Origin of the sequence: Neisseria elongata subsp. elongata (assembly GCF_900113545.1) — a bacterium.
In the GTDB taxonomy this organism is placed as follows: domain Bacteria; phylum Pseudomonadota; class Gammaproteobacteria; order Burkholderiales; family Neisseriaceae; genus Neisseria; species Neisseria elongata.
In genome coordinates this window covers 64,920-86,414 of record NZ_FOPS01000006.1, presented here as the reverse complement: position 1 = coordinate 86,414, position 21,495 = coordinate 64,920, and the positions used below count along the sequence as shown (strand labels likewise).

At 55.2% G+C, this 21,495-nt stretch carries 21 protein-coding genes; 13 read left to right on the top strand and 8 right to left on the bottom strand.

The genetic code is table 11. The features are described from left to right. Positions 1-137 precede the first annotated feature (137 nt). Positions 138-1,166 (bottom strand): SPFH domain-containing protein, encoded by a 1,029-nt coding sequence (locus tag BM261_RS07330; protein ID WP_041961514.1) that lies wholly within the window; start codon positions 1,164-1,166, stop codon positions 138-140. Between the two features lie 15 nt (positions 1,167-1,181). Beyond that, the gene (locus BM261_RS07325) at positions 1,182-1,580 is read right to left on the bottom strand and encodes a DUF350 domain-containing protein (RefSeq protein ID WP_074896965.1); all 399 of its coding nucleotides are present in this window, start codon (positions 1,578-1,580) and stop codon (positions 1,182-1,184) included. A gap of 240 nt (positions 1,581-1,820) precedes the next feature. Here BM261_RS07325 and alr point away from each other — a divergent pair, with 240 nt between their 5' ends. The 4 genes from alr to BM261_RS07305 all read left to right on the top strand — a co-directional run bounded on the left by alr (position 1,821) and on the right by BM261_RS07305 (position 8,135). Continuing rightward, on the top strand, positions 1,821-2,879 hold the full coding sequence (gene alr, locus BM261_RS07320) for an alanine racemase (protein WP_074896962.1): 1,059 nt from the start codon (positions 1,821-1,823) through the stop codon (positions 2,877-2,879). Between the two features lie 75 nt (positions 2,880-2,954). Then, complete coding sequence (dapE, locus tag BM261_RS07315) at positions 2,955-4,091, top strand: succinyl-diaminopimelate desuccinylase (protein ID WP_074896959.1); 1,137 nt, start codon at positions 2,955-2,957, stop codon at positions 4,089-4,091. Between the two features lie 379 nt (positions 4,092-4,470). After that, entirely contained in the window at positions 4,471-6,594 is a 2,124-nt protein-coding gene (locus tag BM261_RS07310; RefSeq protein WP_240317922.1) for a TonB-dependent siderophore receptor, read from the top strand. A gap of 131 nt (positions 6,595-6,725) precedes the next feature. Beyond that, entirely contained in the window at positions 6,726-8,135 is a 1,410-nt protein-coding gene (locus BM261_RS07305) for a PepSY-associated TM helix domain-containing protein (RefSeq protein WP_074896952.1), read from the top strand. An 88-nt stretch (positions 8,136-8,223) separates the two neighbouring features. On the opposite strand, the gene BM261_RS07300 is transcribed toward BM261_RS07305, so the two are convergent. From BM261_RS07300 to BM261_RS07290, 3 genes are read right to left on the bottom strand one after another with little or no spacing between them, the layout of a single operon-like run. Then, entirely contained in the window at positions 8,224-8,895 is a 672-nt protein-coding gene (locus BM261_RS07300; RefSeq protein ID WP_083426665.1) for a TIGR02117 family protein, read from the bottom strand. Positions 8,896-8,900: 5 nt separating this feature from the next. Then, a complete protein-coding gene (gene nrdR / locus BM261_RS07295; protein WP_074896947.1) occupies positions 8,901-9,383 on the bottom strand; it encodes a transcriptional regulator NrdR in 483 nt (160 codons plus the stop codon). A 15-nt stretch (positions 9,384-9,398) separates the two neighbouring features. Then, entirely contained in the window at positions 9,399-10,241 is an 843-nt protein-coding gene (locus BM261_RS07290; RefSeq protein WP_074896944.1) for a class II glutamine amidotransferase, read from the bottom strand. Positions 10,242-10,668: 427 nt separating this feature from the next. Here BM261_RS07290 and BM261_RS07285 point away from each other — a divergent pair, with 427 nt between their 5' ends. From BM261_RS07285 to nqrF, 6 genes are read left to right on the top strand one after another with little or no spacing between them, the layout of a single operon-like run. After that, entirely contained in the window at positions 10,669-12,012 is a 1,344-nt protein-coding gene (locus BM261_RS07285) for a Na(+)-translocating NADH-quinone reductase subunit A (protein ID WP_074896942.1), read from the top strand. Between the two features lie 2 nt (positions 12,013-12,014). After that, the gene (locus tag BM261_RS07280) at positions 12,015-13,247 is read left to right on the top strand and encodes an NADH:ubiquinone reductase (Na(+)-transporting) subunit B (RefSeq protein ID WP_074896939.1); all 1,233 of its coding nucleotides are present in this window, start codon (positions 12,015-12,017) and stop codon (positions 13,245-13,247) included. Further along, entirely contained in the window at positions 13,240-14,016 is a 777-nt protein-coding gene (locus BM261_RS07275; protein WP_074896936.1) for a Na(+)-translocating NADH-quinone reductase subunit C, read from the top strand. The genes BM261_RS07280 and BM261_RS07275 overlap by 8 nt, the downstream gene beginning before the upstream one ends. Next, entirely contained in the window at positions 14,016-14,642 is a 627-nt protein-coding gene (locus BM261_RS07270; RefSeq protein ID WP_074896933.1) for an NADH:ubiquinone reductase (Na(+)-transporting) subunit D, read from the top strand. The genes BM261_RS07275 and BM261_RS07270 overlap by 1 nt, the downstream gene beginning before the upstream one ends. 3 nt (positions 14,643-14,645) lie before the next feature. Next, positions 14,646-15,239 (top strand): NADH:ubiquinone reductase (Na(+)-transporting) subunit E, encoded by a 594-nt coding sequence (gene nqrE / locus BM261_RS07265; protein ID WP_003741087.1) that lies wholly within the window; start codon positions 14,646-14,648, stop codon positions 15,237-15,239. Between the two features lie 13 nt (positions 15,240-15,252). Continuing rightward, positions 15,253-16,470, top strand: a complete 1,218-nt coding sequence (gene nqrF / locus BM261_RS07260) for an NADH:ubiquinone reductase (Na(+)-transporting) subunit F (protein ID WP_003741084.1) — start codon at positions 15,253-15,255, stop codon at positions 16,468-16,470. Positions 16,471-16,753: 283 nt separating this feature from the next. On the opposite strand, the gene BM261_RS07255 is transcribed toward nqrF, so the two are convergent. Both BM261_RS07255 and BM261_RS07250 read right to left on the bottom strand, forming a co-directional pair. Further along, positions 16,754-16,966: a hypothetical protein gene (locus tag BM261_RS07255; protein ID WP_003770036.1), complete on the bottom strand. Its 213-nt coding sequence runs from the start codon at positions 16,964-16,966 to the stop codon at positions 16,754-16,756. A gap of 96 nt (positions 16,967-17,062) precedes the next feature. Further along, entirely contained in the window at positions 17,063-17,266 is a 204-nt protein-coding gene (locus tag BM261_RS07250) for a cold-shock protein (protein WP_003770035.1), read from the bottom strand. Positions 17,267-17,589: 323 nt separating this feature from the next. Between BM261_RS07250 and BM261_RS07245 the strand changes: the two genes are divergently transcribed. Beyond that, entirely contained in the window at positions 17,590-18,810 is a 1,221-nt protein-coding gene (locus BM261_RS07245) for a multidrug effflux MFS transporter (protein WP_172459043.1), read from the top strand. Positions 18,811-18,868: 58 nt separating this feature from the next. Here BM261_RS07245 and BM261_RS07240 read toward each other — a convergent pair whose 3' ends face one another. Further along, positions 18,869-19,495, bottom strand: a complete 627-nt coding sequence (locus BM261_RS07240) for an inner membrane CreD family protein (RefSeq protein WP_074897134.1) — start codon at positions 19,493-19,495, stop codon at positions 18,869-18,871. Between the two features lie 224 nt (positions 19,496-19,719). Here BM261_RS07240 and BM261_RS07235 point away from each other — a divergent pair, with 224 nt between their 5' ends. Continuing rightward, entirely contained in the window at positions 19,720-20,400 is a 681-nt protein-coding gene (locus tag BM261_RS07235) for a response regulator (protein WP_074896928.1), read from the top strand. A 56-nt stretch (positions 20,401-20,456) separates the two neighbouring features. Beyond that, positions 20,457-21,206, top strand: a complete 750-nt coding sequence (locus tag BM261_RS07230; protein WP_074896925.1) for a class I SAM-dependent methyltransferase — start codon at positions 20,457-20,459, stop codon at positions 21,204-21,206. The last annotated feature ends 289 nt before the right edge of the window (positions 21,207-21,495 follow it).

Sequence of the window (21,495 nt, the reverse complement as noted above, 5' to 3'; positions counted from 1 at the left end):
CTGCCTTTTGCTGCTTTTCCTCATGCGCCGAAATGATGGGGAAGGCCGGCCCTGTTTGCGTATTGCGGTTTGTTTGTTGTGATGTGAGGCCGTCTGAAAAAAAGGAAACGGTTTTTCAGACGGCCTTTTGCCGCCGTTTAATTGATGAGTTGTTTTAATACCTCGGCTTTGGCTTTTTCGTAGTCGTCGGCGGAAATCAGGCCGCCGTCGAGCAGGCCTTTCAGTTTTTGCAGTTTGGCCTGAGGGTCTTCTGCGGCAGCCGGGGCGGCGGTTGCCGTTGCGGCTGCGGCGGCACCTGCTGCCGCGGGCTGCATCATGCCGGCCATTGCGCCCGCCACGGTTTGCCCGATGCCTGCGCCCACGCCCAAGCCTGCGCCGATGCCGGCCAAGCCGCCTTCGTTTTGCGCCGCCATGGTGATGGACTCGGCGGTTTGGTATTGGGCGAATTTGCCCATGTCGCCGACGATGCCCATGGAGATTTTTTTGTCGAGTGCTTTTTGGATGTTCTCCGGCAGGCTGATGCTTTCAACGGTGAAGTTTTCCAGCGTGAGGCCGAGTTTGGCAAACTCGGGCGCGAGCAGGCCGGTCAGTTGCTGCGACAGCAGGACTTGGTTGGCGGCCATGTCGAGGAAGGGGATGCCGGAAGTGCCGAAGGCGGTGGCAAGCTGGGTAACGGCGAGGTTGCGCAGCTGCTGTTCGAGCTGTGCGCCGGTGTAGCTTTCCACAACGCCGCTGACTTCTTTAAAGAATTTTTCCGGGTCGGCGATGCGGTAGCTGTACATGCCGAAGGAGCGCAGTTGCACCGCGCCGAATTCGGCATCGCGCACGGTAACGGGTTGCGCCGTGCCCCATTTGCGGCCGAGCTGCTGTTTGGTGTTGAAGAAATAAACGTCGGATTTGAACGGGGATTGGAAGAGTTTGTCCCAGTTTTTCAGGTAGGTCAGGATGGGCAGGGTTTGTGTGTTGAGCGTGTAGCGGCCGGCGGGGAATACGTCGGCGGTTCTACCTTCGTCCACAAACATCGCCATCTGCGCCTCGCGCACGGTCAGGCTGGCGCCGTTTTGGATTTCCTGGTCGGCAATGGGAAAACGCCATACCAGGGTTTCCTCGTCGGGATTTTCCCACTGGATGATGTCGATGAACTGCTTCTTGATAAAGTTGAACATGGAGGAGTCCTTTCGTTAAGACAGACAGGCGGCGTTGAGCAGGCCGATGGCTATGGAAATCGAGCCGAACAGGGTACCGGCGGCGACATTGTTGCCCGCCAGTTCGTCAGACGCCTGCGGAATCAGGCGGGTGGCGGCGAAGTACACCAAAATCTGCAACACGGCGGCGGCCGCGCCCCACAGGACGAAGTCGGGCAGGCTGACGCTGTGGGCGATGCTGGATGCCAGCGGCAGGCAGAATCCGACCAGTGCGCCGCCGAAGGAGAGGGCGCAGGCGAGGTTGCCGTTTTTAATCAGCTTCAGTTCGCGCACCGGCGTGATTTTCAGGTAAACCGTGCCGAAAACCAGCAGCATCAGTATGGATGAGAACATATATTGCAGGTATTGGCCGTATTGGACGAGTGAAATGGACATGGTTTCTTCCCAGAAAAGGCGGACGGCCGATTATGCCATAAATTATCGTGCAATCATGATGTTTGATGCAGACTTTATCCTCACGCGCGCCCGGCTTTCAGACGGCCTGCTGAAACCTCGGGCGGCGGGTTTAAAAAGCATGCGGATAGGCCTATAATCCACAGGCCGTCTGAAACGGGCCGACCGTTTTCAGACGGCCTGTATTTCCACCAACACCGAAACAACAAAGGACGACGAAACATGAGACCACTGCGCGCCGACATCCGCCTCGACCGCCTGCGGGAAAACTACCAAACCCTGAAACGGCTGCACGGCGGCAAGATGCTGGCCGTCTTAAAGGCGGACGCATACGGGCACGGCGCGGTACGCTGCGCCCACGCGCTGGCCGATTTGGCCGACGGGTTTGCCGTCGCCTTTCTCGAAGAGGCCGTCGAACTGCGCACACAAGGCATCACGCAGCCCATCGTGCTGCTGGAAGGCGTGTTCGATGCCGCCGAATACGCCGCCGTGGACGAATACGGCCTGTGGCCCGTGGTGGCCGACCAATGGCAGCTCGAAACCCTGTTGAAACACGAATGGAAAACGCCGGTGAAAGTGTGGCTGAAAATGGATTCCGGCATGCACCGCGCCGGTTTTTTCCCGCACAACTACGCTTCGGCCTACACCGCGCTCGCGCAAAGCGGCAAGGTTTCCGACATCGTGAAAATCAGCCACTTCGCCTGTGCCGACGAAGAAGAACGCGGCATGACCGAAATGCAGCTTGAAGCCTTCGACATGGGTTGCGCCGGACTGGCGGGCGAAGAGAGCCTGGCCAATTCCGCCGCCATGCTGGCTTATCCGCAGGCGCGGCGTGATTGGGGCAGGGCGGGGCTGGCCTTGTACGGCATCGACCCGTTTCTGGAAAACGACCCGCGCATCAAGCCCGTGATGAGGCTGGTGAGCCGCGTGTTTGCCGAACGCGTTTTGCAGCCGCACGAACCGATAGGCTATGGCGCATCGTTCTACACCAAACGTTCCACCCGCGTCGGACTGGCGGCCTGCGGCTATGCCGACGGTTATCCGCGCCGCGCGGCAACCGGCACGCCCGTGGCCGTGAACGGCCGCCGCAGCCGCATCCTCGGCAGGGTTTCGATGGACATGCTGACCGTCGAATTGGCCGATACCCACGAAGGCGTAGGCAGCGAAGTGGAACTGTGGGGCGACACCGTCAGCATCAACGAAGTCGCCGCCGCGGCAGGCACCATCGCCTACGAACTGCTGTGCAACGTCAAACGTGCGAAATTCGTTTACATCCAATAGGCGGGAAAGCCGCAGAGGCCGTCTGAAAAACACTTTCAGACGGCCTGAAACATAAAAAGACAAAGGTAAAACAACATGACGACCGAAACCGCCACTTTGGCTTTGGCCAAACAACTCATCGCCCGCGCATCCGTTACCCCCGACGACCAAGGCTGTCAGGAACTGCTGGCCGAACGCCTGCAAAAAATCGGCTTTACCGTCGAACAGTTGGATTTCGGCCAAACCAAAAACATTTGGGCGCGGCGCGGCAGCGGCGCACCGCTGCTGTGCTTCGCCGGACATACCGATGTCGTCCCCAGCGGGCCGGAAGACAAATGGACATCGCCGCCGTTCGATCCGACCGAGCATGACGGCCGCCTCTACGGACGCGGCGCGGCGGACATGAAAAGCAGCATCGCCGCCTTCGTTACCGCCTGCGAACGCTTCATGGCCGCCCACCCGGACCACGCGGGCAGCATCGCCCTTTTGATTACGTCGGACGAGGAAGGCGACGCGCTGGACGGCACCACCAAAGTGGTGGACGTTTTGAAAGCGCGCGGCGAAACCATAGACTACTGCATCGTCGGCGAGCCGACCGCCGTCGATACTTTGGGCGATACGGTTAAAAACGGCAGGCGCGGTTCGCTGTCGGGCAATCTGACCGTCAAAGGCAAACAAGGCCACATCGCCTACCCGCATCTGGCGGAAAACCCCGTCCACAAAGCCGCCCCCGCGCTGGCCGAGCTGACCGCCGCCGAATGGGACCGGGGCAACGCCTATTTCCCGCCGACCGGTTTTCAAATCTCCAACATCAACGGCGGCACGGGCGCGACCAACGTCATTCCCGGCGAGTTGAACGTCAAATTCAATTTCCGTTTCTCCACCGAATCCGATTCAGACGGCCTGAAACGGCGCGTGCACGAAATTTTGGACAAACACGGTTTGAATTACGATTTGCAGTGGACGCTTTCCGGCCAACCCTTCCTGACCGAAGCGGGCAGGCTGACCGAAGCCGCGCAGGCCGCCGTTGCCGAAATCTGCGGCGTGCACGCGGAACTCTCCACCAGCGGCGGCACTTCAGACGGCCGCTTCATCAAAGCCATTGCGCGCGAACTCATCGAATTGGGGCCGGTAAACGCCACCATCCATCAGATTGACGAAAATGTCGAACTCTCCGCCCTGCCGAAACTGTCGGCAGTCTACGAACGAATGCTGGCAGAATTGCTGGTGTAGGGATGCTTTAACTATCCGAGGCCGTCTGAACGCTTGGTTTTCAGACGGCCTCGATTGTTTTCGGCGTTCCGTTTTGCGGCAAAATCAAATTCCGCAGTCGGCCACTGTTGTGTGGAAGGGCGGATGCGCATGGATGCGGCACTGAAATCAGCTTGATTTGAATTGTCTTGTTTTTGCAACTTAATAACATATAAAGTTATGGTATAACTTGACTAAATGGCTGCGTGGTCGCGAAAATTCCGCGTTTTTTGGGGCGGCAGGCCGGACAAATTGTTGGCTAATTTGGGTATGCCGAAAGATTATTTCAAATCGAGAAACATCGGATAAATCAATGGAACATGCTTTTACAAACAGACTATTACCGCTAACGGCAGCACTCATGCTGGCGTTCCCCGCTTATGCCGCCGCAGCCGGACAGAGTGCGGACAAACCGTTGGATGCGGAAGTGGCTTCGGTTGAAGTACGCGGCATCGGCAAACAGACCGCAACCAATTACACCGTGCCCACTTCTTCGGTTGCCACCGGCATCAGGCTGACCCAGCGCGAAACGCCGCAATCGCTGTCCGTCATCACCGAAAAGCAGATTGACGACCAACGGCTCGATACGCTGCAAGACGTTTTGAAACAAGTACCCGGCGTGTACCACAGCAAAATGGGCAACAATGCCACGGGCGACAGCCAATTTGCGGCGCGCGGCTCGGCCATCGACAGCGTCAGCGTGGACGGCGCGGCGAAATTCCTTTATGAAAGCAATTCGATACGCCGCAGCACCAACAATCTCGACAGCGCGCTTTATGAACAGGTGGCGGTGGTGCGCGGTTCCAGCGGCCTGACCAACGGCGGCTTCGGCGAACCGTCGGGCATGATTGCCTTGGAGCGCAAAAAACCGCAGGCCAAACCTTTTACCGTTTTGGAAGCGGCGGCAGGTTCGTGGCGGCATTACCGCTTCATTGCCGATGCCAACAGCCCGCTGAATGCCGACAACACCTTGCGCGGCCGCGCCATATTCGTCAGCGACCACGGCGGCGACTACCTGCCGCGTACCGGCCGCCACAACCATACGCTCTATGGCATCCTGTCTTACAACGTACAGCCGCAAACGCAAGTGCAGCTCGGCACCGAAATCCACGTCAACCGCAATACCGGCAGTTCGCGCTTCGGTTATCTGACGATTGCCGGCAACGAAACCGACGGTTTCATCCCCTTTGAGGCCAACCCGCGCAACAATTCGTCGGCCAATTGGGCTTACGGCAAGGAAACCCGCGCCGAACTTTTCACCCGCCTGCGACATGAATTCGACAATGGTTGGCAGTTGGACGGCGGTTATGCCTATCTTTACGGCAAAAACGACAATCTGTCGGCCATTGCGGGTACATATGACATCAATGCCGATTATTCCAGCTACGTCAGCGTCGATTTGGACAAGAGCCGCTCCAACGAACACAAATTCAACTTGAATCTTAACGGCGATTACGGATTGTTCGGCCGCCGCCACGAATTCAATACCGGCATCAGCTATCTGAACAGCAAGGATTACGGCCCGTATTACGGCGACAAAGACGTGCCGGTTGCCGACCTCCGCCGCTTCGACGGTAATATCGCCCGCCCCGAACTGCCTTACCTGCAAGACGGTTATCAGCAAAGCAGGCACTTGTCGGTTTACGGCTCGACACGCTTCAAACTCACCGACAAATGGTCGTTGATAGGCGGTATGCGCCTGATGCGCTGGAAGTATGCCTACCGCACCGAGCGCAACCGTTTTGCCGACGGACGGCGCAGCGAAAAAGCCTTCATCCCCTACTTGGGCACGACTTACGACATCACGCCGAACCTGACTGCTTATGCAAGCTATACCACGGTTTTCCGCCCGCAGGTGCGCTATCTGACCCAAAACGGCAACCCCCTTGCCCCGCAGCGCGGCAGAACTTACGAAACCGGATTGAAAGCTTCATGGTTTGAAGGCCGTCTGAACGCTGCTGTTTCCGTATACCGCAACAAACGCGACAAAATCGGTGTGCCTGCGGGCAGGCTGCCCAACGGGGAACGCTACTATAAGGCCGAAGACCATACCTCCAACACCGGCGGCGAACTTTCGATTAACGGCCGTCTGAACGACCGTTGGCTGCTCAATGCCTCTTATGCCCGTTCAAAAACCAAAAACAGCAAAGGCAAACAGATTAAAACCACGTATCCCGTGCATCTGTTCAAATTCTTCACCGGCTACGACGTCAACGACCGCCTGACTGTCGGCGGCAATGTCAACTGGCAGAGCTTCATCATCGACGACCGCGAGGAAGTCACCGAACCGGCTGCGCGCAAGGCTCTCGCACAGCGCGCCTACGCCACACTCGACCTGACCGCGCAATACAAAATCGGCAAGCGCACCCGCGTCGCACTCGATGTTGAAAACGTGTTCAACAAATATTACAAAACCATGCCCGATATTCATGTCTATGGCACGCCGCGCAGTATCACGACATCGCTGAGGTACACGTTCGACTGAGTATCGCCATCGGAAAGGCCGTCTGAAAACAGAACACCGTTTTCAGACGGCCTCAGTGGATGTAGTCGGCCGCTTCATTGCCGGCTTGCACAATATCCGCTGCCAATACGCTCAATAAAAAGGTGAATACTATGAATACACAAAATCCTTCCGACACCGGCCAACAAGCCAACCGCCGCTACCTGACCGTGTGGCGGTGGCATTTTTATTTCGGGCTGCTGGTCGTCCCCTTCCTGACCCTGCTTGCCGTAACGGGGCTGGGCATGCTGCTGTTTGCCAACATCACCGGCAAAGAGGGCGAACGCCTGCACGTTACCCCGCAGGCGCAGGTGCAGCCCTTGTCGGCACAGGCGGAGGCGGCGCGGCAGTTCGTCAATGAAAAATCCGCGTCGGTGGTGCAATACATCGCGCCGCGCGCCGACGATATGGTTGCCGTGTTCCGCGTGAATAACGACGACAAAGCGACGATGGTCGCCGTCGATCCTTACACGGCGAAAGTCGTCAATTCTATGCCCCGCAGCAAGGGTTGGTATCACACGATGGACGAAATCCACGGCGACATCATGCTCGGCACGGCGGGCGATTACCTGTTGGAAACCGCCGCATCGCTGACCATCCTGATGATGATTACGGGGATTTATCTGTGGTGGGCGAAACAAGGCCGTCTGAAACCCATGCTGGTGCCGAAAGCAGGTAAAGGACGCTCGTGGTGGCGCGACTTACACGGCGCATTCGGCACATGGGTTTCCCTGATTTTATTGCTGTTCTGCCTGTCGGGCATTGCCTGGGCGGGCATTTGGGGCGGCAAAATGGTTCAGTCTTGGAGCCAGTTCCCCGCCGGAAAATGGGGGGTGGAGCCGAACCCCGTATCGACCTTGCCGACCCACGGCGATGTGTTGAACGACGGTAAAACCAAAGAAGCACCGTGGATTCTGGAACTCACGCCCATGCCCGTTTCCGGCACGACGAAGGGCGAAAACGGCATCAGTCCGAGCGAACCGATGACTTTGGAAACGGTTGACCGCTTCGCCCGCGAAATCGGTTTCAAAGGCCGCTACCAGCTCAACCTGCCCAAAGGCGAAACGGGCGTATGGACGCTGTCGCAGGATTCGATGAGCTACGACATGGTCAGCCCGACCGCCGACCGCACGGTGCACATCGACCGGTACAGCGGAAAAATCCTGGCCGACATCCGTTACGACGATTACAACTTCTTCGGCAAATTCATGGCGGTCAGCATCGCGCTGCACATGGGAACGCTGGGCTGGTGGAGCGTGTTGGCGAACGTTGTATTCTGCCTGGCCGTCATCTTCATCTGCGTCAGCGGCTGCGTGATGTGGTGGAAACGCCGTCCGTCCGAAGCGCGCGGGCTGGTTCCCCCGGCGCAGAAAATCAAGCTGCCGGTATGGTGGGCCATGGCGGTGCCGCTTTTGGTTGTGGCGGTATTGTTCCCGACCGCCATCATCGCCATCGCCGTGATTTGGCTGCTGGATACGGCTTTGCTGTCGCGGATTCCGGCGTTGTCGCGTTGGTTTAAATAATCGGCGGCCATTAAGGTTGAGGCCGTCTGAAAACCGTTTTCCGTGTCGGAAATACGGTTTTCAGACGGCCTTTTTCAGTGCGCACGGCTTACGGCGTGTAATGGCGGAAGATGCCGCCTTCGGTAATCGTCCACAATGCCGCCTTCGCGCCGGCACTTTTCAGGGCGTCGTTCGTCCAAGTGTTGCAGGTGTAAAAGAGGTTGTAACTGCCTTTCGCCTCGTAGAAGGCGTCGCTTTCGCCGTAATGGATGTCGGCGGTAACGGGGATGGTACGGCCGTCGCGCCATTTCAGGCTGTTGCGGATGTAGGCGGCAAGTTCGAGGTATTGGCGGCGGCTGACGGTAAATTTGGCGCAGCGGCCGCAGTTTTCCATGCTGTCGTAGTAGGTGGTGTGGATGGCCGATTCGCTGAGGCCCGATACGGCTTTCAGGGCGGTGGATGCGGTCAGGTCGGCCCAAGTCGGCGTGTTGAGGTAGAAGTTTTTGTCGCCCCAGCCGACGGCAATCCAGTCGGCACTTTGGCCGCCCGTGGTGTCGGCGGCGGGAAAGGTTGCTGTCCAGTCGGTGTCGCCGTTGCGTGAGGGCATGACGATGTCGGTGTGGATGCCGTTGGAAATCAGGTAGAGGGTGATGTCGGCGTCGCCGTCGGCCTGCCTGTCGCTTTTAATCATGGGCAGCAGGAAAACGGCGGCTATGTAGGCAACCAGAAGGAAGAATAGGTTAACCAGGACTCTGCGGCAGAAGCGGAAGGCGGATTTCATGATGTTTACCCGTCGGCATGAGGGTTGTCCGCGTCGGTGTGAGCGGGCAGGGTGGCGATGGCGCGGGTGAATTCGGATACGTCGTTGAAACTTTTGTAAACGGATGCAAAGCGGACGTAGGCCACTTGGTCGGTGTCCAGCAATGCCTGCATGGCCATTTCGCCGATGAGGCGGGAGGGGACTTCTTTTTCGCCCAGTCGGTAGAGGCGGCCTTCGATTTTGGCGACCAAGTCGTCCACGTCTTCGCTGCCGAAGGGGCGTTTGTGCAGGGCGCGCTCGAGGCTGGTGCGCAGTTTGTGCGCGTTATAGGGAACCCGGCTGCCGTTGCTTTTGATGATGTCGGGTAGGCGGACGTCGAGGGTTTCGGTGGTGATGAAGCGTTTGTCGCACGAGGAGCAGCGGCGGCGGCGGCGGATGCTGCTGCCTTCGTCGGTCAGGCGCGAATCGGTAACCAGGGTGTTGGGTTGCTGGCAGAAGGGGCATTTCATAAAGGGATACTTTCTTCAGACGGCCGCACCGGCGGCGCGGGCGGCGGCCAAACCTTCCTCCGTGCTCATGTAGCGCGGGTTTTCGGGACGGTCGCGTTTTTCAATCAGGCCGTCGCGGAACATGACGAGTTCGTCGCAGGCCAGTTGGTGCCAAATTTCGTTTTTGGTCAGCGGCAGGGTGGCGATGACGGCGACACGGTCGTTTGGGGTGGTAACGGCGGAAAAGTCGATGGCGACATCGTCGTCCAGCAGGCGCGCTTCGCCGAAAGGGGCTTGGCGCACGATGTAGTGGAGTAGGGTGCTGGCGTGGGCAAACATGACGAGGCCGTCTGAAAGGATGAAGTTGAACAGGCCGTGGCGGCGGATTTCGGCCACGAGTCCGACAACGGCTTGAAACAGGGTGTCGTCATCGGGGCGTTGGTCGAAGCGTTGGCGCAGTTGCTCGAGTATGTGGCAGAAGGCGCGTTCGGAATCGGTGTCGCCGACGGGTCGGTAATATTGGCCGACGGGCGGGTGGAAGCCTTGCAGGTGGCCGTTGTGGGCGAACATCCAGTAATGCCCCCACATTTCGCGCACGAAAGGGTGGGTGTTGGCCAAAGAGGTGTGGCCGCTGGTGGCTTTGCGGATGTGGGCGATGACGTTTTCCGATTTGATTTGATAGGCCTTAATCAGGTCGGCCACCGGGGATTGCGCGCTGGGTTTGTCGTCGTGAAACAGGCGTACGCCTTTTTGTTCGAAAAAGCCGATGCCGAAACCGTCCACGTGGTGGTCGGTCAGCCCGCCGCGCCTGCGGAAGCCTTCAAAGGAAAAGACGATGTCGGTGGGTGTGTTGCAGTTCATGCCAAGAAGTTGGCACATGGCGGTATCCTTTAAATAAAGTTGTGCCGCAGTTTTCAGACGGCCTGATGTTGTTTTGTTTCGTGCGGATTCTAACATAGCGCCGATGGTTTCGCAGAGGGGAGGGGAGAAGGGGAGGCCGTCTGAAAACCGGCTGGGGGTTTTGTTTTAAATGCATGACAGCCGTGTTTTCAGACGGCCTGTTTGTATTCCGTTTTCCAACACTTTAAGGACTCACAATAAAACCAAGCGGCAGTATGGCAAAAACAGGTTGCTTCCTGTAAAATTGACCGTTTTATTATGTAAAGAATCTTTACATTTTATGCTTCGCCTGTTTCCGGCCCGACAGCTGCGGCCGTGCGTGCGAGCACCTTCATAGAAGAATACCGTTGGCGGCACACTAGTTTGCCGCACCACTTTCCCAACCTACCAAAAGTAACGCATCCCTATGATTAAAATCAAAAAAGGCCTAGACCTGCCCATTGCGGGCAGACCGGAACAAGCCGTTTACGACGGTCCGGCCATTACCGAAGTCGCGTTGCTTGGCGAAGAATATGCCGGTATGCGCCCCTCGATGAAAGTCAAGGAAGGCGATGCCGTCAAAAAAGGCCAAGTGCTGTTTGAAGACAAGAAAAATCCGGGCGTGGTGTTTACTGCGCCGGCTTCCGGCAAAATCGCCGCGATTCACCGCGGCGAAAAGCGCGTGCTTCAGTCGGTTGTGATTGCCGTTGAAGGCGATGACGAAATCGAGTTCGAACGCTACGCGCTCGATGCGTTGGCAAACTTAAGCGGCGAAGAAGTGCGCCGCAATCTGATTCAATCCGGTTTGTGGACTGCGTTGCGTACCCGTCCGTTCAGCAAAATCCCCGCCGTTGATGCCGAGCCGTTCGCCATTTTCGTCAATGCGATAGATACCAATCCGCTGGCGGCAGACCCTGTGGTCGTGATCAAAGAAGCCGCCGAGGATTTCAGACGAGGTTTGCTGGTGTTGAGCCGTCTGACCGAACGCAAAATCCATGTTTGTAAGGCAGCCGGTGCGGACGTGCCGTCTGAAAACGCCGCCAACATTGAAACACACGAATTCGGCGGCCCGCATCCCGCGGGTTTGAGCGGCACGCACATTCATTTTATCGAGCCTGTCGGCGCGAATAAAACCGTTTGGACCATCAATTATCAAGACGTGATGGCGATCGGACGTTTGTTCGTAACAGGTCGTCTGAATACCGAGCGCGTGGTTGCTTTGGGCGGTCCGCAAGTTAATAAACCGCGCCTCTTGCGTACCGTGTTGGGCGCAAAAGTATCGCAAATTACCGCCGGTGAATTGGTTGACGCAGACAACCGCGTGATTTCCGGTTCGGTATTGAACGGCGCGATTGCACAAGGCGCGCATGATTATTTGGGACGCTACCACAATCAGATTTCCGTTATCGAAGAAGGCCGCAGCAAAGAGCTGTTCGGCTGGGTTGCGCCGCAGCCGGACAAATACTCGATTACGCGTACGACCCTCGGTCATTTCCTGAAAAACAAACTCTTCAAGTTCACGACAGCCGTCAACGGCGGCGACCGCGCCATGGTTCCCATCGGTACTTACGAGCGCGTAATGCCGCTGGACATCCTGCCTACCTTGCTTTTGCGCGATTTAATCGTCGGCGATACCGACAGTGCGCAGGCTTTGGGTTGCTTGGAATTGGACGAAGAAGACCTCGCTTTGTGCAGCTTCGTCTGCCCGGGTAAATACGAATACGGCCCGCTGTTGCGCAAGGTGCTGGAAACCATTGAGAAGGAAGGCTGATTATGGGCTTGAAACATTTTCTGGAAAAAATCGAACCGCACTTCCTGCCGGGCGGCAAACATGAAAAATGGTATGCCCTCTATGAAGCTGCGGCGACGATTTTCTACACATCCGGCGCGGTAACGCGCAAAGCGGCACACGTCCGCGACGCGTTGGACTCCAAACGCATGATGATTTTGGTGTGGCTGGCTTTGTTCCCCGCCATGTTTTACGGTATGTACAACGTTGGCGCGCAGGCATTCGGTGCGTTAACGCCTGATTTGCTGCAACAAAGCATCGCCAACGACTGGCATTACGCCCTTGCCAACGCTTTGGGTATCAATATGTCGTCTGAAGCGGGCGCGTTGGGCAAAATGCTGTTCGGTGCGATTTACTTCCTGCCGATTTATGCGACCGTATTTATCGTCGGCGGTTTCTGGGAAGTCTTGTTCGCCACTGTGCGCAAACACGAAATCAACGAGGGTTTCTTCGTAACTTCGATTCTGTTTGCCTTAATCGTTCCGCCTACGCTGCCGCTATGGCAGGCCGCCTTGGGTATTACCTTCGGCGTGGTGGTTGCGAAAGAGGTATTCGGCGGTACGGGTAAAAACTTTATGAACCCTGCGCTGGCAGGCCGTGCCTTCTTGTTCTTCGCTTATCCCGCCAATATTACCGGCGACACCGTTTGGACGGCAGTTGACGGCTATTCTGGCGCAACTGCGTTGGCGCAATGGGCGGCACACGGTTCGGAAGGTCTGAAAAACGCCGTTACCAATCAACCTATTACTTGGATGGATGCGTTTATCGGCAACTTGCCCGGTTCTATCGGCGAAGTATCCACTTTGGCGCTTTTAATCGGCGGCGCGTTTATCGTGTTTGCCCGCATCGCTTCTTGGCGCATTATTGCCGGTGTGATGATCGGTATGATTGCCATGTCTTCGCTGTTTAACGTCATCGGTTCGGACACCAATCCGATGTTCAGCATGCCTTGGTACTGGCATCTGGTCGTCGGCGGCTTCGCCATCGGTATGCTGTTTATGGCGACCGACCCTGTTTCTGCTTCCTTTACTAATGTCGGCAAATGGTGGTACGGCGCGCTAATCGGTGTGATGTGCGTGTTAATCCGCGTGGTCAATCCGGCTTACCCCGAAGGCATGATGTTGGCGATTCTGTTTGCCAACCTGTTTGCCCCGATTTTCGACTATTTCGTCGCACAAGCGAACATCAAACGCAGAAAGGCGCGCAGCAATGGCTAAGAAATTCGATAAAGACAGCTTCAGCGGTACGCTGATCGTGGTGTTGGCGGTCAGCCTGATTTGCTCGGTCATCGTGGCGGGCGCAGTTGTCGGCTTGAAACCAGTGCAGGAAAAACAAAAGGTTCAGGATAAGCAAAGCTACATCCTGAGCGTTGCCGGTTTGCTCGATAAAAATACCGACATCAGCAAAACCTTTGCCGACCGCATCGAACAACGCGTGGTCGATTTGGCGACCGGCGAATATGTGAAAGACGCACCGAAAGATTTCAGTGCGCGCGTTGCCGCCAAAGACCCCGCGCAAAGCATCCAAATCAAACCTGAAGACGATTTGGCAGGTATCAAGAGCCGCGCCAAATACACCGAAGTTTATTTGGTAAAAGGCGATGACGGCAAAGTCAGCCAAATCATCCTGCCTATGCACGGCAACGGTTTGTGGTCGGTCATGTACGGCTTCGTCGCCATCCAACCCGACGGCAATACCATCAACGGCATCACTTACTACGACCAAGGCGAAACTCCGGGCTTGGGCGGCGAAATCGGCAATCCGTTGTGGCAACAAAAATTCGTCGGCAAAAAACTCTTTGACGAACAAGGCAAACTTGCCCTACATGTCGGCAAAGGCGCAGGTTCCGATAAAGAACACGGCGTAGATGCCCTTTCCGGTGCATCGCTGACTTCCAAAGGCGTGCAAGGTTCGTTTGCCTACTGGTTCGGCGAAAACGGTTATATCCCCTACCTGAACAAATTGAAATCAGCAGGAGCACAATAATGGCTGATATGAAACGCTTGAAACATTTAATGTTTTCACCCTTTATCGACAATAACCCGATTGCCTTGCAGGTTTTGGGTATTTGTTCGGCGCTGGCGGTTACCACCAAACTTCAGACGGCCATCGTGATGGGTATTTCCGTCAGTTTGGTAACCGGTTTTTCCAGCTTCTTCATCTCGCTGGTGCGCAATTACATTCCGAACAGCATCCGCATTATCGTGCAGATGGCGATTGTCGCGTCGCTGGTTACGTTGGTTGACCAATTATTGCAGGCCTATGCCTACGAATTGTCCAAACAGCTCTCCGTATTCGTCGGCCTGATTATTACCAACTGTATCGTGATGGGTCGTGCCGAAGCTTTCGCCATGAAAGAGCCGCCGCTGGAAAGTTTGGTGGACGGTATCGGTAATGGCGCAGGTTACGGCATGATGCTGATTATCATCGCAACCATCCGTGAGCTTATCGGTTCAGGCAAACTCTTGGGCTACACCGTTTTCCAAACCGTGCAGGATGGCGGCTGGTATCAAACCAACGGCCTCTTCCTGCTGGCACCGAGCGCGTTCTTCATCATCGGCTTTTTGATTTGGGGTTTGCGCACATGGAAACCCGAACAGGCGGAGAAATAAGACATGGAACATTATTTAAGCCTTTTTGTGAAATCCGTCTTCATTGAAAACATGGCGCTGTCCTTCTTCTTGGGCATGTGTACTTTTCTGGCAGTATCGAAAAAAGTATCCACCGCATTCGGCTTGGGCGTTGCTGTTACCTTCGTACTCGGCCTGTCCGTCCCTGCCAACCAGCTCGTTTACTCGCTGCTCAAAGACGGCGCGATTGTCGAAGGCGTGGATTTGACCTTCCTGAAATTCATCACCTTCATCGGCGTGATTGCGGCTTTGGTGCAGATTTTGGAAATGTTCTTGGACAAATTCTTCCCCGCCCTTTATAACGCGCTGGGTATCTACCTGCCGCTGATTACCGTAAACTGCGCGATTTTCGGTGCCGTTTCTTTTATGGCGCAACGTGAATACAACTTCGGCGAATCCGTCGTGTACGGCTTCGGCGCGGGCTTGGGCTGGATGTTGGCAATTGTTGCTTTGGCGGGCATTACCGAAAAAATGAAATATTCGGACGCTCCCAAAGGCCTCAAAGGACTGGGCATTACCTTCATCTCCGCCGGCCTGATGGCGATGGCGTTTATGTCGTTCTCCGGCATCCAGTTATAAGAAAGGATTCGGCATGGAAATTATTTTAGGTATCGTGATGTTTACCGTCATCGTCTTGGCTTTGGCACTGATGATTCTGTTTGCCAAATCCAAGCTGGTGAGCGAAGGCGACATCACCATCAAAGTCAATGATGAAAAAGAGCTGACTATGCCCGCCGGCGGCAAACTGCTGGGCGCGCTTGCCAGCCAAGGCATCTTCGTTCCCTCCGCCTGCGGTGGCGGCGGTTCGTGCGGACAATGCCGCGTTGTCGTGAAAAGCGGCGGCGGCGACATTCTGCCGACCGAGTTGTCCCACATCAGCAAACGCGAAGCACGCGAAGGCTGCCGTTTGTCTTGTCAGGTCAACGTCAAAACCGACATGGACATCGAAGTACCGGAAGAAGTGTTCGGCGTGAAAAAATGGGAATGCACCGTCATCTCCAACGACAACAAAGCCACGTTCATTAAAGAACTCAAGCTTGCCATTCCCGAAGGCGAAGAAGTCCCCTTCCGTGCCGGCGGCTACATCCAAATCGAAGCCCCGCCGCACACCGTTGCCTACAAAGACTTCGACATTCCTAAGGAATATCACGAAGACTGGGACAAATACAATCTGTGGCAATACGTTTCCAAAGTGGACGAGCCGATTTTGCGCGCTTACTCCATGGCTTCATATCCTGAAGAAAAAGGCATCATCATGTTGAACGTGCGTATCGCCACGCCGCCTCCGCGCGTACCTGATGCGCCTCCGGGACAAATGTCGTCTTACATCTGGTCGCTCAAACCCGGCGATAAAGTAACCATCTCCGGCCCGTTCGGCGAATTCTTCGCCAAAGACACCGATGCCGAAATGGTATTTATCGGCGGCGGTGCAGGTATGGCTCCGATGCGCTCCCATATTTTCGACCAGTTGAAACGTTTGAACTCCAAACGCAAAATCACCTTCTGGTACGGCGCACGTTCCAAACGCGAAATGTTCTATGTCGAAGACTTCGACCAACTCGCAGCAGAATTCCCGAACTTCACATGGCACGTCGCCTTGTCCGACCCTCTACCTGAAGACAACTGGGACGGCTACACAGGCTTCATCCACAACGTGGTTTACGAAAACCATCTGAAAAACCACGAAGCCCCCGAAGACTGCGAATTCTATATGTGCGGCCCTCCGATCATGAACCAGTCCGTCATCAAAATGCTCAAAGACTTGGGCGTGGAAGATGAAAACATCCTCTTGGATGACTTCGGCGGTTAAATATTCGGCTTCAAATGCAAAAGGAAGAAACCTCGGTTTCTTCCTTTTTGGTTTAAATAGATAAAAAAGGCCGTCTGAAAGTTTGTTAGAGAGACTCGCATAAACTTTCAGACGGCCTTTGACTGCAATGGACAGCCTTGTGATGGCTTTTTTAGAGTGTGATGATGCCTTTACAACAGTCGTTTGCCAATGGGTCTTACCGTATCACTTTTGCAGTTTGGCGATGTATACCGCCTTGCGGTAGCCGTCGGGTATCCGGCAATATTTGGAATTGGAAAAAGCCCTACGCCTGTTTGTCGGCAAAGAATTTTTTGTAGTATTGATCAATCCGTTCGATGGTGGTTGAGTCGTTCGGCGTCAGAATCCGTTGTTGTAGGCTGAGCCGTACCAAGTCATCGTCTTCGCGTTCGGCAGCCGCGCAATCTGTGGATTGGTGGGTGCGGAGGTAATCAATCATTTCGGTCAGTTGTTGCTGGGCTTGTTGATAGTCGGACATATTTTTCCCTTGTTATGTGAATCGACGGATAGAAAAAATGGCAGGTCTGAAACCCGCCATGCTGTTAAAACCGGACAAACCGGCTAGTTTGGATGCTTAAGCCGCCTGGATGTTTGCAGCCTGAAGGCCTTTGGGGCCGCTGGTAACATCAAAAGAAACTTTTTGGCCTTCTTTCAGGGTTTTGAAGCCTTCCATGTTGATGGCAGAGAAATGTGCGAACAAATCATCGCCGCCTTCATCAGGAGTGATAAAACCAAAGCCTTTTGCATCGTTAAACCATTTAACAGTACCGGTTGCCATAAATACTACTTTCCATATCTAAAAAATTGATCAAACCAAGCCGGACGGGTTTACAGTAAACAGTAAGACGTTGTCTTATTATTTTAGAGTATTTGCCCCAGTCGGGCTTAACTGTCTTTTTACCTTTGTTAAGCAATGTAGTCAAGCAATAAACGGGAAAAGGCGTTTTTTTGCGGAAAAAAGTGAAAAATACAACAGTGAACGGATAGGCCGTCTGAAAAGGGTGTGAGACGGGCCTGCAGGTCATCGGGTATGGGGTGGTGCAGGGGTGTTATAATTCCACCGTTTTGCCGCTGTGTGCGGCTGTATTTGCGGAACAGTGAATGGATAGGAAAATTCCTTTAAGTAATAAACAGATGGCCTTTTTACTGGCAACGATGACGGCAATTATGCCTTTATCCGTCGATGCTTATTTGCCGGCGATTTTATCGTTGTCCGACGATTTGCAGGTGCCGGTGAAGTTGATTGAGAAAAGCCTGAGCAGTTTTATGTTCGGTGTGGCGTTCGGCCAGCTGCTGGGCGGTGCGGTGTCGGATGTGAAAGGCAGGCGTACGGTGGCTTTGGGCGGCTTGGGGCTGTATGCGGCCGCTTCGCTGGCCTTGGCCTTGCTTCAAACCATGGAGCAGTTGGTCGTGCTGCGGTTGCTGCAGGCTTTCGGCGGCGGAATGGCGGCAGTGATGGCCGGGGCGGTGGTGCGCGATTTTTACGAAGGCAGGCAGGCGGCGCAGATGTTTGCGCTAATCGGCATCGTGATGATGTCTGCACCGTTGGCCGCGCCTATGTTGGGGTCAGGATTGCAGCGTATCGGCGGATGGCGGCTGATTTTTGTTTTTTTATTGTTGTATTCTTTGGCCGTATTTGCATTGATGTGGCGTTTTTTGCCGAAATCGGAGGCAAACGGGCGGCTTGACCGGCATTTTTTCGGCGATATGCTGCGGCGTTACCGTCGTGTACTGCAAACCGTACCCGCTTTGGGCTTTATGTTTTTTCAGGCGTTCAGTTTCGGTTCGATGTTTGTTTTCTTAACCGAATCTTCGTTTGTTTATATGAAGCTGTATGGTTTGACGCCGTTTATTTATGCATTGGTGTTCGGCAGCAATATTGTAACGATGATGGCGTTTAACCGTATTACGGCCTGGCGGTTGAAAAGCGGCAGCAACGCGGAGGATATTTTGTTGTGGGGTTTGGCTATTCAATTGGCTGCAAACTCGGCGGCTTTGTTGTTGGTGTGGGCTTGCGGCGGGCTGCCGCCGTTACCTTTGCTGGTGCTGTGCCTGATGGTTTCGGTCGGCACTCAGGGTTTGGTTACGGCAAACACGCAGGCCTGCTTTATGTCTTATTTCAGGGAAGTCGGCGGCAGCGCGAATGCTTTGCTGATGGCGGTTACGTCGCTGATTGGTGCAGGCATGGGTTGGCTGGCGACGTTGCTGCATAATGGTACGGTGTATGTGATGGTTTCCCTGATGCTGTGTTCCACAGTTGCCGGCTGCCTGCTATTATTTGCCTGTTCGCGTCAGGCATGGTTGAAAGCGGATGTTAGGTAAGAAAGAAGGGGAGGCCGTCTGAAAAACAGTTTTCAGATGGCCTCCCCTTTATACAGCCTTATTGCATGTCATGATTTTGACGTGCAGCCATCCTTTCTTCAATCACATTAGTGTGATTGTCTGATTTTTCGTCACTCAGCGCATACCAATCGATCTCCCGTGTGTAATACATTACCGCGAACAGCGCTGCAAACAGCAGGCAAGAGCCGGCCAGCAGGTTGTATTGCTGCATTTTCACCAGCACAAACATCGTGCCATAGGCCGCCGTGAGCAACGCCGTCATCATATGTACCCCGCGCGTGGTGGCCAGCACGAAGCGCAGATACCAAAACAAGAGGCCGATACACGCCGCTGCACCGACGGCATAAGCGGCAGTAAAGCCGATGTGTTCCGCCAGCGAGAGCAACAGCAGGTAGAAAATCGACAACGCCGCGCCTACCAGCAGATACTGCACGGGATGGATACGCCATTCCTGCAGGATTTCGCTCAAAAAGAACGAAGAAAACACCAACACCACCAGCACCATGCCGTATTTCACGCTGCGGACGACCATGTGGTAGCCTTCCGCCCCCAGCAGTATGCTGGACTGATATTCGCTCCGCTGTTCGGCCAGTCCGTAAATCCACAGCAATACCACGGCAAAGGCGATACACAGGCCGATTACGCTCCATAATTTTTTCGTCATTTTCTGCTCCATAGAAAGGTTTTAGGCAACGGACTTCCGTTTGCCGACAGCGTCCAGTATGCCGAAACGCCGTCAATTTCCTGTGGGGCAGTTGTGAAGATTTTATGAAGATTGCCGCCTGAAAATGATGTGCAGCCTGCCACTCTTGCGTACAATGAACGGATGAACTTTATTTTCGCTACGGCTTGCCGCCTTGTATTGACGGCTTGTTAATCCCCTATCCCATGAACCCGCATATCCTCATCATCGAAGACGAGCGCGAAATCGCCGAACTGGTCGAACTCTCCCTCGCCCGCGCCCATTTCACCGCACGCATCGCCCCCACCGCAGAGCAGGCACGGCAACTGCTCGCGCGCGAACACTTCGACCTGCTCCTGCTTGACGTCGGCCTGCCCGACACCGACGGCTTCGAACTGCTCAAAACCCTGCACCCTCAACACCCCCAGCCCGTCATCATGCTCACCGCCCAAGACGAAGAAACCGACCGTATCCTCGGCCTCGAACTCGGCGCAGACGACTACATCGGCAAACCCTTCAGCCCGCGCGAACTCGTCGCCCGCGTCAAAGCCGTACTGCGGCGCACACAAACCCGGCCCGCCTCCGAAGCCGAATCCGCACCAGTATGGCACGACGACGCGCCCGCCTGCTGCATCCGCCACCAAGGCCGCGAACTGCCGCTCACGCAGGGCGAATACCGCCTGCTGCGCACCCTGCTGCACCGCCCCGGCCGCGTGTTCAGCCGCGAAGAATTGCTCACCGCCATGTTCGGCGGTAACCGCCCCTCCGACCCCCACACCATCAACACCCACATCCGCGCCCTGCGCCACAAACTGCGCACAGCCGGCATCGCCGACGAACACATCCGCACCCATCACGGGCTGGGGTATAGTTTTAACGAAACCTGAAGCACGGTTTTCAGACGGCCTTTCAAGCTGTCGCAACCATTCACAGGAGTAACGCCATGCCTTCCGTCAAGCTCATCCAAAAACTCAAACCCGCCCTGCAAAATCAGCTTCCGCCCGAACAAGACGGCATCTTGTTGTGCCTCAATTCCGACAGCGTAACGGGCGACAACGCCAAATACATGAAAATGTACAACCGCCTTGCCCGTTGGTACGACTTCGGCGAACGCTGGATCGCCCGCCTCAGATACGGCAACAGCATCAACGAGACACGGCGCAGCCTGATGAACGAACTGGAATGGCGGCAGGACTGCACCGCGCTCTACGTCTCCATCGGCACAGGTACCGATTTGAACCACCTGCCCGCCAACATCGACCCCGCCGCGCTGGACTTGACCGGCGCCGACCTGTCGCTCGGCATGTTGGAACGCTGCCGCGACGTATGGCGGAAAAAAGCGGCAGGCTTGGACTTGGTACACTGCAACGCCGAAGACTTACCCTTTGCCGACAATATGTTCGACGTCGTATTCCATGTGGGCGGCATCAATTTTTTCAGCGACAAGCAAAAAGCCATCAACGAAATGCTGCGCGTTGCCAAGCCCGGTACCAAAATCATGATCGCAGACGAAACCACCGACTTCATCCAACAACAATACAAAAAAAGCCTATTCACGCGGAGCTACTTCCAAGACACCGATTTCGACCTGACACAAATCGAAAACCGCATTCCCGAAACCGTTCAGGAAAAGAAAACGCGGCTGCTGTGGGACAACCGCTTTTACTGCATTACCTTCCGCAAACCTGCTTGAAACAGCCGCTGCGTTTGCTTTTTAAGACGACCTCAAAATCTGAAAAGGTCGTCTGAAAAATAAAAAGCAGCCTGCACTCGTTATAAAAAAGTGCAGGCTGCTTTTACGCTTTCAGGTGGCCTTTCAGACGACCTTAATGCAGATTTGCTTTAAAGAACTGCTCAAACTTATCAAACGGAATCTTGCCTCGGGTGTTGTCATACAAATCCGTGTGGTTCGCGCCCGGCACGATGTACAGTTCTTTGTTTTTGTTGCTCAGAGATTTGAACGGATTGGAGAACTGACGGTG

Bases quoted from the DNA above. Each gene is read 5' to 3' on its own strand.
- nqrE (WP_003741087.1), top strand. From the start codon at position 14,646: ATGGAACATTATTTAAGCCTTTTTGTGAAATCCGTCTTCATTGAAAAC.
- BM261_RS07255 (WP_003770036.1), bottom strand. From the start codon at position 16,966: ATGTCCGACTATCAACAAGCCCAGCAACAACTGACCGAAATGATTGAT.
- nrdR (WP_074896947.1), bottom strand. From the start codon at position 9,383: ATGAAATGCCCCTTCTGCCAGCAACCCAACACCCTGGTTACCGATTCG.
- BM261_RS07250 (WP_003770035.1), bottom strand. From the start codon at position 17,266: ATGGCAACCGGTACTGTTAAATGGTTTAACGATGCAAAAGGCTTTGGT.
- nqrF (WP_003741084.1), top strand. From the start codon at position 15,253: ATGGAAATTATTTTAGGTATCGTGATGTTTACCGTCATCGTCTTGGCT.
- BM261_RS07230 (WP_074896925.1), top strand. From the start codon at position 20,457: ATGCCTTCCGTCAAGCTCATCCAAAAACTCAAACCCGCCCTGCAAAAT.
- BM261_RS07325 (WP_074896965.1), bottom strand. From the start codon at position 1,580: ATGTCCATTTCACTCGTCCAATACGGCCAATACCTGCAATATATGTTC.
- BM261_RS07235 (WP_074896928.1), top strand. From the start codon at position 19,720: ATGAACCCGCATATCCTCATCATCGAAGACGAGCGCGAAATCGCCGAA.
- BM261_RS07285 (WP_074896942.1), top strand. From the start codon at position 10,669: ATGATTAAAATCAAAAAAGGCCTAGACCTGCCCATTGCGGGCAGACCG.
- BM261_RS07305 (WP_074896952.1), top strand. From the start codon at position 6,726: ATGAATACACAAAATCCTTCCGACACCGGCCAACAAGCCAACCGCCGC.
- BM261_RS07270 (WP_074896933.1), top strand. From the start codon at position 14,016: ATGGCTGATATGAAACGCTTGAAACATTTAATGTTTTCACCCTTTATC.
- BM261_RS07240 (WP_074897134.1), bottom strand. From the start codon at position 19,495: ATGACGAAAAAATTATGGAGCGTAATCGGCCTGTGTATCGCCTTTGCC.
- alr (WP_074896962.1), top strand. From the start codon at position 1,821: ATGAGACCACTGCGCGCCGACATCCGCCTCGACCGCCTGCGGGAAAAC.
- BM261_RS07300 (WP_083426665.1), bottom strand. From the start codon at position 8,895: ATGAAATCCGCCTTCCGCTTCTGCCGCAGAGTCCTGGTTAACCTATTC.
- BM261_RS07310 (WP_240317922.1), top strand. From the start codon at position 4,471: ATGCTGGCGTTCCCCGCTTATGCCGCCGCAGCCGGACAGAGTGCGGAC.
- BM261_RS07290 (WP_074896944.1), bottom strand. From the start codon at position 10,241: ATGTGCCAACTTCTTGGCATGAACTGCAACACACCCACCGACATCGTC.
- BM261_RS07275 (WP_074896936.1), top strand. From the start codon at position 13,240: ATGGCTAAGAAATTCGATAAAGACAGCTTCAGCGGTACGCTGATCGTG.
- BM261_RS07245 (WP_172459043.1), top strand. From the start codon at position 17,590: ATGGATAGGAAAATTCCTTTAAGTAATAAACAGATGGCCTTTTTACTG.
- BM261_RS07330 (WP_041961514.1), bottom strand. From the start codon at position 1,166: ATGTTCAACTTTATCAAGAAGCAGTTCATCGACATCATCCAGTGGGAA.
- BM261_RS07280 (WP_074896939.1), top strand. From the start codon at position 12,015: ATGGGCTTGAAACATTTTCTGGAAAAAATCGAACCGCACTTCCTGCCG.
- dapE (WP_074896959.1), top strand. From the start codon at position 2,955: ATGACGACCGAAACCGCCACTTTGGCTTTGGCCAAACAACTCATCGCC.